The sequence below is a fragment of the Humibacter ginsenosidimutans genome (genome assembly GCF_007859675.1).
GTDB classification, from domain to species: Bacteria; Actinomycetota; Actinomycetes; order Actinomycetales; family Microbacteriaceae; genus Humibacter; species Humibacter ginsenosidimutans.
In genome coordinates, this window is sequence record NZ_CP042305.1 from 1,267,413 (window position 1) to 1,280,101 (window position 12,689).

The following is a 12,689-nucleotide window of genomic DNA, read 5'->3' on the forward strand; positions in this document are numbered from 1 at the left end:
CGTTCTGAATTCCTTTCACAAGGGCCTATGCCACCATGGTGCGGTGACCGAACCCGTAGTCCTCCGGCCGCGATTCGGCCTTGTTCTGTGCTTTCTCGTGTGGGCGATCGCCGCGCTGTGCGTCGGCTCGCTCATCGTGCAGGGCGATCCGATCGCCGCGCTTCGCTTCGCGCCGGCGTTCCTGACCGCTGCCTATCTGTGCTGGATGCTGTTCTGGCACCCGTGCGTTCGGGTGGATGCCTCCGGCGTCACGTTCGTCAACCTCGCCCGCTCCGTGCGCATCACGTGGCCCGCGATCGCCGCCATCGAGACCAAGTACTCGCTCACCGTTCGCACGGCGAGCGGCAAGTACACGGCCTGGGCGGCGCCGGGACCGAGCCGGTTCGCCACGATGCGGGCGAGCAAGGCCGAGCTGCGCAACCTTCCCGAGTCCACCTACGGCGCCGGCGGCAGCGTCGGCCTCGGAGACATCCCGAGTTCCGACTCGGGTGCCGCTGCCCTGAACATCCGCCGCTACTGGGAGCAGCTGCAGCGCGACGGCCACCTCGGTGGCGCTGTCGAGGGCACGGGCGTTCAGACCACGTGGCATCGCACTCAGCTCATCGTGCTGGGCGTGCTCGTGGTGCTGACGGTCGCCGGTATCCTCGCCTGACACCGCCGCCGGACGTTCCGGCGACGGTGTCACCGTCGAGTGCTGCTCCGACATGAAGGTCAGGCCGCCGAGGTCGCCTGCGTCGTCGGCTTCTCCCGCGACGCGGACTTCGCCGCCTTCGCCTTGCGGTTGAGGAGGCGTCGCTGCCGCGGGTCGAACGCATCGCGCAGGCCGTCGCCGATGAAGTTGATCGTCAGCGCGATGATCACGATGAACGATCCCGTCCACCAGAACAGCCACGGCCGGTTCTGGAACGCGTTCTGGTACTCGTTCATCAGCTGGCCGAGGGACACGTCCGGGGGCTGAACGCCAAGACCCAGATAGCTCAACGCCGCCTCGAGCAGGATGGCCGCCGACATGGTCAGCGTCGCGGAGACGATGATCACGCCGGCCGCGTTCGGCAGGATGTGCTTGAACATGATGCGGGAGTTGGATGCACCCGCCACCTTGGCCGCTTCGACGAACTCACGCTCGCGCAGGGCGAGAACCTCGCCGCGCACGAGTCGGGCGAGCGACGTCCACAGCAAGAGGCCGAGGATCAACGCCAGCACGAACGAGCCGGAACCCGCCGCGAAGTGAGCCACGATCGCCGCCAGCAGGATGAGCGGAACGATGATCACCATGTCGGTGAGGCGCATGAGCAGCGAGTCGATCCGGCCTCCATAGTAGCCGGCTGCTGCCCCGATCACGGCACCGATGGTCGTCGACACGATGCCGATCACGAAGATGATCATGATCGACTGCTGGATGCCGCGCATCACCTCCGCGAACACGTCGCGCCCGATCTCGTCCTGACCGAACGGGTGGTCGCCCAGGCTGAACGGCCAGAGCTGAAGCGTCGGCTCCGTGCCGTTCACGAGCGGGTTGATCTGGGTCCAGTTGTACTTCCACCAGCCGTGGATGTGCAGTCCAAGGGCGTCGATGCCGACCGAGCTGAACGCGAGCAGGATCACCAGCACGAGCACGACGAGGGAGATCATCGCGCCCTTGTGGCGGAGGAAGCGGCGGAAGATGATCCGACCCTGGCTGAGACCCTCGACCTCTTTGAGCTCGATGGCGTTCTCGGCGTGCTCGGTGCCCAGGTCGGGCTGCGCGGCGATGTCGACCTCGTCGGTCACGTGGTCGCCGGGAATGGTCGGGTCGTTGCGGAACTGCGGCTCCTGGTCGAGCCCCGACGGATCGTTGTTGTTGTCGCTCATGCTGTCACTCGGATTCGTGGGTCGAGGGCGGAGTACACGGTGTCGGCGACGGCGTTGAACACGATCGCCGCGATGCCCGTCACGAGGAACACGCCCATGACGGTGTTGACGTCTGTCTGGTTGATGGCCTGCTGGAACAGAGCACCCATGCCCTGCCAGCTGAACACCTGTTCCGTCACGATCGCGCCACCGATCAGCGCTCCGAAGTCGAGCGTGATGATCGTCACGATCGGGATCAGGGCGTTGCGGAACGCGTGCCGCATGACGACGGTGCGCTCGGTCAGACCCTTCGACCGCGCGGTGCGGATGTAGTCCTGGTTCATCACGTCGAGCATGCTGGCCCTGGAGTACCGGCTGTAGCTGGCCAGGGAGGCGAGCATGAGCGCCAGCGTCGGCAACAGGATGTGCGCGAAGCTGTCGATGCCGGAGACCCAGAAGTCACCCGACAGGCCCGGCGTGACGGCGCCGATCGTGGCGATCGGGCGTCCTCCGATCGAGCTGCTGTTCGAGTACAGGCTCCAGACCTGCATGTAGCGATCGAGCATGATCGTCAGGCCCATCAGCACCGCAGTGATGGCCGCCGTGCGTCCGGAGATCCAGCGATCGTGCCCGCCGAACAGCCACCCGACGAGAAGGCCGACGCCCACCGCGACGATCGCGAGCACGAGCATCAGCCAGAAGCTCATGAACGGGAACACATACTGCAGCGGGTAGTAGAGCGCCGCTCCGACGGCCACCGTCACGAGCGAGGCGTACAACGCCTTGCGGTTCTCCAACCCTGTCGACAACGCCGTGACCAAGAAGGCGAATCCGACACCGATGAGCGTCACGATAACGATGCCGAGTCCCGGGTCGTCGAACCACTTCGTCACTGACAACGCCGTCAGGATCAAAGCCGTGGCCACGGCGGCCGTGACGAACACGATGAGCCGGCGTCTCGCGCTTCCGCCGATGATCCCCAGCCAGACCACACCGGATATCAGCGCGAGCACCGTGATCACGATGGGTGAGATCACGGGATCTTGCAAGAAGTTGTTGAAGCCGATCGCGACGTACTGCTTCAGCATCACCGCCAGCCAGAAGATCGGCAGCGAGAAGAAGAGGAACGACAGGAACGTGGCGCCGTAGTCGAACGCGCTGTACTGCCTCAGTGCAGTGGCGATGCCGATGATGACGCCGAAGATGATGGCGATGATGGCGGCGGTCGTGACCAGCTGCAGCGTCGACCACATGGCGGAGCCGAGCTGGGCGGTGACCGGCTGACCGTTGATGGCATCGCCGAGCGTGAAGTGGCCGGTGAACACGGAGAGGACTCCGCCCAGCCAGATGAAGTACCGGAGGAATGGGGAGACGTCGAGGTGCAGGAGTGCCACGCGCTGAGCAATCAGCTCGTCTTTGTTCCGCGCGTTGCTCGCGAGGAGATCCTGAAGCGGATTCCCCGAATAGCAGGTCAGAACGTAGACGATGTACGAGGCGATCAGCAGCACCAACAACGAGGCCAGAAACCTCCGGGTGAGGAATGCGACCATCTATGGGCCTTTCTCGAATCAAAGCGGCGACCGGCGCGATTGTGTCGCGGGCTCGGTGCCGACCCTCAAACGTACTCCGACCGGCCGGTTTCCCGCCTCCCTGCATCACCTGAGAACGCCAGGAGAGCGCGAGAGGCGCGAGCGCACAGCATCACCACGTCGAGCACGTGCCGATGCCGCTGGGATACCAGGGCATGCGCACGCGGACGGGGCGCCGAAGCCGATGTGCCGGCTTCGACGCCCCTCCGTCGACGTGTGCGACCTACCGGTCAGACACGCTTGGTGCTACTTGCTGCTGGTGGACTTGGTCTGGTGCTGCGAGGTCCAGTCCCAGAAGTTCCAGAACACGGTCACGTTGATCGGGTTGTCCTTCACGTTCGCGACCTTGTCGGACCATGCGGTGAGGTCCGGGAACTGGTAGAGGATGTCGCTGTCGGCATCGTTCCACACGTGCTTGTCGATCTGAGCAAGCAGCTTGTTGTTGTCAGACGCCGAACCGGTGCTGTACTCCAGCTGGTTCCACAGGCTGTCGACATCCTTGTTCGAGTAACCCTGGTAGTTGGAGCTACCACCGGTCTGGAACGCGGCCTGGTTGCCCGTGTAGGCCAGGCTCGTGTACTGCCACGCGAAGATCGACGCGTCGTAACGACCGTTGTCCGGCAGGTTGGTGAAGAAGTCATCACCGGGGCTGCCGGCGTCGACCACCTTGAAGCCGGCCTGCTCCGCGGATGCCTGGATCAGCTGGAACTCGCTGACACGACGCGGGTTGTCGTTCGGGTAGGCGAGGCGAACCGTCGGGTTCGTCACACCGGCCTTGGCGAGCAGGGCCTTCGCGCCGGCCACGTCGACCTTCTCGTACGCGCTCGAACCGTTCTGAGCGACCGACTCGTCGTATCCGGCAGCGCCCGGCAGGAACATCGACGAGTTGTCGAGGGTCGCGTTCGGGTTGAGCGGCTTGATCAGCTTGTCGAGGATCTCCTCACGAGGAATGACCTTCATGAACGCCTCGCGTACCTCGAGGGCCTTGGTGGCGTCGCCGCCGTAGGACTTCGGGCTGAACGGGCCGTTGTTGTTGTTCACGAGGTCGACATGCTCGTAGCTCGCCGAGCTCGTCTGCGTGTACTTGACGCCCTTGCTCTTCTTCAGGGCGCCGAGCGTGTCGGTCGTGGGCTGACCGTAGACGATGTCGACCTCACCGTTCTGCAGTGCCTGAATCTGCGCGGTCGGGTCGGTGATGAAGCGAACCGTGATGCTGTCGACCTTGGGGATGGGGCCGGCCTTGTAGTTCGGGTTCTTCGTCAGGGTGATGTACTGGTTCTTCACGAACGAGGAGACCTGGTACGGACCGGAGCTCACGAGGAGCTTCTTGTCGCTCGGCATGCTCGTGACGTTCCACTTGGTGCTCCAGGCCTTCGCCAGTGCCTCGATGGTGGACGTGTCGTTGTTCTGGATCGCCTTGATGACGGCCTTGTCAGCATCGGCGTTGGAGATCTTCTTGTTCGGGAAGGCCTCCTGGTACACGATGTGCGCCGGAAGGTCGGGAGCGAGAAGCGCCACCTCCCAGTCGACGTACGGCTTGTCGAACGTGACGGTCACGGTCTTGCCACCGTTGGAGATCTTGGGCACCTGCGTGATGCCATCGAGACCGCTGCCCGCGTTGATCGAGCTGAAGTTCGCACCCGACTTCGGGTTGTTGTACTTCGTGATGCTCGACGCCCACTGCAGAAGAACGTCGGCAGCGTTGATCGGGTCGCCGTCGCTCCACTTCGCGTTGTCGCTGAGCGTGTACTGGATCTTCAGCGGGTCAGAGGAGATCTTCTTGTACGTGCCGAAGTCGGTGTTCTTCACCAGCTTCGGGGTCGCGTTGTAGTAGTTGAACGCGACGCCCTGGTACATGTAGGCGACGTTCGAGTTGTACGTGCTGTACTGGTTCGCAACCAGCGGGTTCAGCGACGTCACGGCCGAGTTCGACGCGATGGACAGCGATGTCTTCTCGCTGATCTCACTTCCCGTGGGTGCCGAGCACCCTGCGAGGACGACGCCGGCAGCGGTGACCGCTGCGAGGGCGACGACGGCTCGTCTGAGTTTCACTTTTCCTCCTGTGGGCGGGGTTTTCGCACACGACAAGACAGGCGCAATGCCGAGCGCGATAGATAGCTAGAAGATAGACACTCGCCCCCCACCCGACCAAACGGCAACACAAACTGTTACTAGCTAGTGACCATCGCTGCGTAAATCCGCAACACAACGACGTTTGGCGCAGCTTTCTTGCACGATTTGCAACAACTGAGCAATATTGAGCATTGCTCAGCACAGCCGGATCTCACCGTTCTCGGGCCTGTCTCTCAGCTTGCCCGAATGGAGCCACGACGACGGCTCGCTGTGCCTCCGTCGACGTGCGGCTCTCCTCGTGGAGAGAGCCTCACCGCGCGCTTCGCCGGGCGGCCCGAGGCTCGGTACGTGACAGGATTGCTGGCATGGCGCGAGGGACGGGGACGAGGCCGGCACGGACATCCTTTCCGCTGGAGTCCCGCGTGCTGCCGCGTGATCGAGCACGGCTGTGGTGGGAGATCGCCATCGTGCTCGGGTTGTCGCTCGGTCAGTCCGCGGTGTATTCGATCTTCACGATCGTGCAACGGCTCGCGGCGCCGACACCTCTGAAGGACCAGAGCACCCAGGTCAACCCTTCGCAGTCGACCACGCCCTGGATCGACTTCACCTATCAGCTGCTCGACATCGTGTTCGCGCTGATGGCGGTGGCGCTGGTGATCTATCTGCTCTGGCGTCCTGCCCAGAGCGGCTTCAGACGCATCGGGCTCGACTGGTCGAGCCCTTGGCGCGACCTCGGCGGCGGGGCTCTCCTGTTCGTCGTGATCGGGGTGCCAGGACTCGCCCTCTACGTCGTCGGACGCCTGATCGGCATCACCGTCGACGTGCAGGCTTCTCCGCTCGACACGTATTGGTGGACCGTGCCGATCCTGGTGCTCTCGGCCGTGCGTGCGGCGCTGCAAGAAGAGATCATCATGATCGGCTACCTGTTCACGCGACTCAAGCAGTTGGGCTGGAACTCGTGGTGGGTCATCGTCGCGTCCGCACTCGTGCGCGGAAGCTACCACCTGTATCAGGGGATCGGGCCGTTCTTCGGGAACGCGGCCATGGGCATCCTCTTCGGCTGGTGCTATCGACGGTGGGGCCGCACCGCACCGCTCGTCGTGACCCACTCCCTGCTCGACATCGTGTCGTTCGTGGGCTACCCCCTGGCCGTTGCGCTGTGGCCCGCGATCTTCGGCGTCACGAAGTCCTGACCGCCCCGGCCCTCCCCGCCCCGGCCTCCCCGCCCCTCCCCGGCACCCTGCCCCCTGCTAGTCGCCGTTCCGGACGTGTGCGCCCGGCAGGGCGGGCGCACACGTCCGGAACGGGCACGAGTTGCGGGAGAGGCACTCGGCCTCCCCAGGCGGTCGTGACCACAGCGAGTCCACGTCGCACCTGTGGCGACACGCGAGGCGCGGCAGCGGCCGGTAGCCATGAGGGATGCCATGGGAAACCGAGCAGTCACGCCTGATTCTGACCTCCTCGACGACGTGGGGCGACGCCCGAGACCGTGCGATCCGTCGAGCCGTCCGGTCCGGGGAGCTGACGCGCCTGCGACGAGGCGTCGCCGTTCCGACACCGCCACCGCTCTCCACCGTGGACCGGACCCTTCGACCAGATGAGGCACGGCGTCGATATCTGGACAGGATCGGGGCCGTCGCAGCCACTCGACGCGGTGCCGTCATCTTCGGCCTCGTCGCCGCGATCGCGATTCACGATCTGCCTCACCTCGGCCCCTGGCCGTCGTCCGTCGATATCGTCGAGCCTGTCGATACCCGGCGTCGCTCGAAGAACGGAGTCGTCGTGCATCGTGCCTCGATCGCCGACGAGGATGTGACGGAAGTCCACGGCCTGCTGGTGACGAGTCCGGCCAGAACGATCGCAGACCTCGCACGGGCCGGGATCTCCAGGGAGTGCGTGGTGGCCCTCGACTACACCTTGAGTTCGCGCGCCCCGCAGGGGCTTCGGCTGGTCAAGGAGGAGTTGATCGAACTCGTCGTGCGTCAAGGAGGGTGGGGACGCCGGCGCGCCGTCGAGCTCATCGAGTTCGGAGACGGTCGCTCAGGATCGCCGGGAGAGACCGGAAGCCGACTGATCTTCGCGGAGGGCGGCTTCGAATCGCCAGAGCTGCAACACCACTACCCTCGACACGGACGACGTGGGTACGACTCGGATTTCTGGTGGAAGAGATCCCTTCGAGGACGGCCGCTGGCCGGCGAGTTCGACGGCGCAGGCAAGTACCTGCGGAAGGAGTACCTCCGCAACAAGACCCCCGGCGAAGCCGTCGTCGCCGAAAAGCGGCGCGAAGACTACATGCGTCGATGCGACGGCAGCGACTTCATGCGATGGGGCTTTCCGGAGGTCATGCGACCCCCGCTGCTTCGCGCCCTTGCCATCCAGCACGGCGTCCCTCGGATCCGTCGCAACTAGTGCCCGTTCCGGACGGAACGGCCCGCTAGGACGGGCGCACACGTCCGGAACAGGCACTAGTTGGGGTTTGGGGGCGGCGGCTACGCGAAGGCCTCGACGGGCGGGCAGGCGCAGAACAGGTTGCGGTCGCCCCACGCCTGGTCGATGCGCCGCACGGGCGGCCAGTACTTGGCGCGCACGATGCCGGGCACGGGGTAGACGGCCTGCGCGCGGGAATAGGGATGCGTCCACTCCCCCACGACGGACTCCGCGGTGTGCGGAGCGCCCCGCAGCGGGTTGTCGTCGACGGGATACGTGCCCGCGCCGACGGCATCCGCTTCGGCCTTGATGGCGATCATGGCCTCGACGAAGCGGTCGAGCTCGGCGAGGTCTTCGCTCTCGGTCGGCTCGACCATGAGCGTGCCGGCGACAGGGAAGCTCATGGTGGGCGCGTGGAAGCCGTAATCGATGAGCCGCTTGGCGACGTCGTCGACGGTGACGCCCGTGGCATCCGTGAGCGGGCGGATGTCGAGGATGCACTCGTGCGCCACCAGCCCGCGCTCGCCCGCGTAGAGCACCGGGTAGTGCTCACGCAGACGCGCCGCCACGTAGTTCGCGGACACGACCGCCGCTCCCGTGGCCGCGGCGAGCCCCTCTGCGCCCATCATCCGCACGTAGGCCCACGAGATGGGCAGGATGCTCGGGCTCCCGTACGGCGCGGCCGACACCGGGGCGCCGTGGTGCGCGTAGCCCACGTGGTCGTTCGACTGCATGAGCGGGTGCCCGGGCAGGAACGGCGCGAGGTGCGCCTTGGCAGCCACCGGACCGACACCCGGACCACCGCCGCCGTGCGGGATGCAGAACGTCTTGTGCAGGTTGAGGTGCGAGACGTCGCCGCCGAAGTCGCCGAACCTGGCGTAGCCGAGCAGGGCGTTGAGGTTGGCGCCGTCGATGTAGACCTGACCGCCCGCCTCGTGCACGGCGTCCACGACCGCGACGACCTCGTGTTCGTACACGCCGTGGGTCGAGGGGTAGGTGATCATGAGAGCGGCGAGCTCGGCGGCGTGCTCCGCCACCTTGGCGCGCAGGTCGTCGAAGTCGACGTTGCCGCGGTCATCCGTGGCCACCACCACGACGCGCATCCCGGCCAGCACCGCCGACGCGGCGTTGGTGCCGTGCGCCGACTGCGGGATGAGGCACACGGTGCGGTGCGTGTCGCCGTTGCTGTCGTGATAACCGCGAATGGCGAGGAGTCCGGCGAGCTCGCCCTGACTGCCCGCGTTGGGCTGCAACGACACCGTGTCGTAGCCGGTGAGCTCGGCCAGCCACGTCTCGAGCTGAGCGATCAGATCGAGGTAGCCGGCGACATCCTCCGCGGGTGCGAACGGGTGCACCTGAGCGAACTCGGGCCAGGTGATCGCCGCCATCTCGGTCGCCGCGTTGAGCTTCATGGTGCAGGAACCCAGCGGGATCATGCCGCGGTCGAGCGCGTAGTCACGGTCGGCGAGCAGCTTGAGGTAGCGCATCATCGCCGTCTCCGAGTGGTACGAGGAGAAGACGGGATGCGTGAGGTAGTCGCTGGTGCGGGCGAGCGTCTCGGGGAAGCGGCGCACGCGTTCCGCCGTGATCGCCAGCGATCGCACGCGACCGTCGTCACCACCCGACAGCTCGAAGAACTCGTCGCCGAGCGGCGTCGTCGCGGGAGCTCCTGCCGTGACGATCGTCGCGATGTCGGTGAGCAGCGCGAGATCGTCGTTCGCCTCATCGACGCTGAACGAGAGCGTCGTGGCGTCGACGACGAGCGCGAGCACTCCCGCTTCGTGCAGTTCGTCGGCCACGGCGCGCGCATCGTCGACGCGAACCCGGATGGTGTCGAAGAACGAATCGCCGAGCACGACACCGCCGCGCTGCGCGATCAGGTCGGCCAGCAGCGCGGCCCCGGCATGCACGCTCTGCGCGATGGCCCTGATGCCGCGCGGACCGTGATACACGGCGTACATCGACGCCATCACGGCCAGCAGCACCTGCGCTGTGCAGATGTTGCTCGTGGCCTTCTCGCGGCGAATGTGCTGCTCGCGGGTCTGCAGGGTGAGGCGGTAGGCGGGCTTGCCCGAGGCATCCTGGCTCACACCCACCAGACGGCCGGGCATCTGGCGTTCGAGTCCCTTGCGCACGGCCATGTAGCCGGCGTGCGGGCCGCCGAAGCCCATCGGCACGCCGAAGCGCTGGGTGGTTCCGACCGCGATGTCCGCGCCGAGCTCGCCTGGCGCCTTGATCAGCGCGAGGGCGAGCAGGTCGGCGGCGACGACCGCGAGGCCTCCCGCCGCGTGCACGGCGTCGATGACGGCGGACGGATCCCACACCCGGCCGGAGGCCGACGGGTACTGCAGGAACGCGCCGAAGGCCTCGGGAAGATCGGCGGCCGGAACACCGGCGAGGTCGAGCTCCACGAGGTCGATGCCGACGGCTGCGGCGCGGCCTCGCACGATCGCCAGGGTCTGCGGGAAGGCATCCGTGTCGATGAGGAACACGTTCGACTTTGCGCGGGATGCCCGACGCGCCAGCAGCATCGCCTCGGCGACCGCCGTGCCCTCGTCGAGCATCGACGCGTTGGCGATGTCGAGTCCGGTGAAGTCGCAGACCAGCTGCTGGAAGTTGATCAGCGCCTCGAGGCGGCCCTGCGAGATCTCCGGCTGGTACGGCGTGTAGGCCGTGTACCAGCTCGGGTTCTCGAGCACGTTGCGCTGGATGACGGCCGGCGTGAGCGTGCCGTAGTAGCCCTGCCCGAGAAACGAGGTGTGCACGCTGTTGCGCGAGGCGAGCTCCCGCAGCTCGGCGAGCGCGCTTCTCTCGCTGATGCCCGCTGCAGGGAGTGTGCGACCGGGGAGGTCGAGATCGGCGGGGAGCTGGATGCCCTTGGGCACCGCCGTGCGCACGAGCTCGTCGACGGAGTCGAAGCCGAGCGTGCGCAGCATGTGGGCACTGGCATCCTCGCCCGGTCCGATGTGCCGGTCGGCGAACGTGGTGCGGAGGTCTGCGCGGTCGCCCCCGCTCACGCGGTCTCCCCGATCAGCGCGGCGTAGGCTGCTGCATCCAGCAGGTCTTCGAGGAGGGACGCATCGGAGACGCGCACCTTGATGAGCCAGCCCTCGCCGAACGGGTCGGTGTTGACGAGCTCGGGCGCATCGACGACCGCGTCGTTCGACTCGAGCACCTCGCCCGTGACCGGCGCGAACAGCTCGCCGACGGACTTGGTCGACTCGATCTCGCCGACGACGGTTCCCTCCGCCGCGTCGCTGCCGGCCTTGGGCAGGTCGACGTAGACGACATCGCCGAGCTTCTCGGCGGCGTACTCGGTGATGCCGACGGTGGCGACGTCTCCATCGACGAGCACCCATTCGTGCTCTGCGGTGTAACGGCGATCGGTGGGCAGAGCCATGTCAGTTCTTCTTTCTGCGGTAGAAGGGCAGTGCTGTGACGGTGAACGGGATGCGCGATCCGCGCACATCCACGTCGAGTTCTGTGCCGACGGCGGAGACCCCGGGATCGACGTAGGCCATCGCGATCGGATGCCCGAGCGTCGGCGAGAGCGCGCCGGAGGTGATCTCGCCGATCGCGACATCCTCTCCCCCTGGCGTGCACGGTGTAGCCGGCGCGGGCGGCCCGCTTGCCCGAGCCCGCGAGACCGACGAGCACGCGGGCATCCTCTGCCGGCCCAGCCTCGATGGCCGTGCGGCCGACGAAGTCGCCCGGCTTGTCGAGCGCGACGACCCTGCCGAGCCCCGCCTGAACAGGCAGGATGTCGGTGCCCAGCTCGTGCCCGTAGAGCGGCATCCCCGCCTCCAGGCGCAGGGTGTCACGCGATGCGAGGCCCGCGGGCACGAGGCCGGCTCCTGCGCCCGTCTCCATCAGCACGTCCCACAGCGTCTTGGCGTTGTCGGGGGCGATGTAGAGCTCGAAACCGTCTTCTCCGGTGTAGCCGGTACGCGCGATGAGCACGGGTTGGTCCTGGAACGTGCCGGACAGCGCACGGTAGTACCTGAGCTGCGCGAGCGCGTTCTCGACGTCGGGCTCCTCGCGGTCCTCGGGCTCGTCTGCACCGGACTCGAGCCCGAGCTCTTCGACGTTCTGCAGGATCTCCAGCGCGCGCGGTCCCTGGATCGCGATCAGCGCGATGTCGTTCGACTCGTCGAAGACCTGCGCGTCGAAGGATGCCGCCCGCTCCACGAGCGCATCGGCGACGGCGGCACGGTTGCCCGCGTTCGCCACCACGAGGTAGCGGTCGATGCCGGTGCGATAGACGACGAGATCATCGATGATGCCGCCGCTCTCGTTCAGGAGCAGCGAGTACTTCGCCTGACCCTGCTCCAGCGCCGAGAGTCTGCCCGCGAGCGCGAAGTCGAGCGCGTCGGCCGCCTGGGGCCCGAGCACGAGGATCTCGCCCATGTGAGAGAGGTCGAACAGACCCGCCGCGGTGCGCACGGCGTGGTGCTCGGCGAGATCGCTCGAGTAGCGCACCGGCATCTGCCAGCCGGCGAAGTCCGTGAAGCTCGCGCCCGCGGCGACGTGCACGTCGTTCAGCGGTGAGACCTGCTCGGATGAGGACTGGGCCATGAGTTCTCCGTTCTGCGTACGGTATGGAGATTCCGCTGGGGAACCCACCGACCCGCTGCGAGGCTGCGCACATGGGGTGCGCAGTGGGAACTCCCCCTCTGTCATGAAGGCCTGAGAGATTCGCCTCGCGACGCGAGGCTTTCACCGTGGGCGAGAACAACGGATCGCGTCCGTGTGTTCTGCTCTCCAGAGCGG

Annotated in this window: 8 protein-coding genes, 1 pseudogene and 1 riboswitch; of the genes and pseudogenes, 3 read left to right on the forward strand and 6 right to left on the reverse strand. The window is 66.4% G+C overall.

Annotated elements, in window-relative coordinates; translation table 11 throughout:
- Positions 1 to 43: 43 nt before the first annotated feature.
- Entirely contained in the window at positions 44 to 652 is a 609-nt protein-coding gene (locus FPZ11_RS06040; RefSeq protein WP_146319220.1) for a PH domain-containing protein, read from the forward strand.
- Between the two features lie 59 nt (positions 653 to 711).
- On the opposite strand, the gene FPZ11_RS06045 is transcribed toward FPZ11_RS06040, so the two are convergent.
- From FPZ11_RS06045 to FPZ11_RS06055, 3 genes are all read right to left on the reverse strand, one after another.
- Positions 712 to 1,851, reverse strand: a complete 1,140-nt coding sequence (locus tag FPZ11_RS06045; protein WP_146319222.1) for an ABC transporter permease — start codon at positions 1,849 to 1,851, stop codon at positions 712 to 714.
- The gene (locus FPZ11_RS06050; RefSeq protein ID WP_146319224.1) at positions 1,848 to 3,380 is read right to left on the reverse strand and encodes an ABC transporter permease; all 1,533 of its coding nucleotides are present in this window, start codon (positions 3,378 to 3,380) and stop codon (positions 1,848 to 1,850) included. The genes FPZ11_RS06045 and FPZ11_RS06050 overlap by 4 nt, the downstream gene beginning before the upstream one ends.
- 285 nt (positions 3,381 to 3,665) lie before the next feature.
- Entirely contained in the window at positions 3,666 to 5,471 is a 1,806-nt protein-coding gene (locus FPZ11_RS06055) for an ABC transporter family substrate-binding protein (protein ID WP_146319226.1), read from the reverse strand.
- Between the two features lie 443 nt (positions 5,472 to 5,914).
- On the opposite strand from FPZ11_RS06055, the gene FPZ11_RS06060 reads away from it, so the two are divergent.
- Both FPZ11_RS06060 and FPZ11_RS06065 read left to right on the forward strand, forming a co-directional pair.
- On the forward strand, positions 5,915 to 6,685 hold the full coding sequence (locus FPZ11_RS06060) for a CPBP family intramembrane glutamic endopeptidase (RefSeq protein ID WP_246846558.1): 771 nt from the start codon (positions 5,915 to 5,917) through the stop codon (positions 6,683 to 6,685).
- Positions 6,686 to 7,274: 589 nt separating this feature from the next.
- Positions 7,275 to 7,901: a hypothetical protein gene (locus tag FPZ11_RS06065; protein ID WP_146319230.1), complete on the forward strand. Its 627-nt coding sequence runs from the start codon at positions 7,275 to 7,277 to the stop codon at positions 7,899 to 7,901.
- 80 nt (positions 7,902 to 7,981) lie between these two features.
- Here the strand turns inward: FPZ11_RS06065 and gcvP are convergent, their stop codons facing one another.
- The 3 genes and pseudogenes from gcvP to gcvT all read right to left on the reverse strand — a co-directional run bounded on the left by gcvP (position 7,982) and on the right by gcvT (position 12,494).
- Positions 7,982 to 10,855: an aminomethyl-transferring glycine dehydrogenase gene (gcvP, locus tag FPZ11_RS06070; protein WP_246846655.1), complete on the reverse strand. Its 2,874-nt coding sequence runs from the start codon at positions 10,853 to 10,855 to the stop codon at positions 7,982 to 7,984.
- 77 nt (positions 10,856 to 10,932) lie between these two features.
- Positions 10,933 to 11,319, reverse strand: a complete 387-nt coding sequence (gcvH, locus tag FPZ11_RS19455; protein ID WP_146319234.1) for a glycine cleavage system protein GcvH — start codon at positions 11,317 to 11,319, stop codon at positions 10,933 to 10,935.
- Position 11,320: 1 nt separating this feature from the next.
- Positions 11,321 to 12,494: pseudogene (gcvT, locus tag FPZ11_RS06080) on the reverse strand (glycine cleavage system aminomethyltransferase GcvT).
- Positions 12,495 to 12,585: 91 nt separating this feature from the next.
- Positions 12,586 to 12,689: riboswitch (glycine riboswitch) on the reverse strand.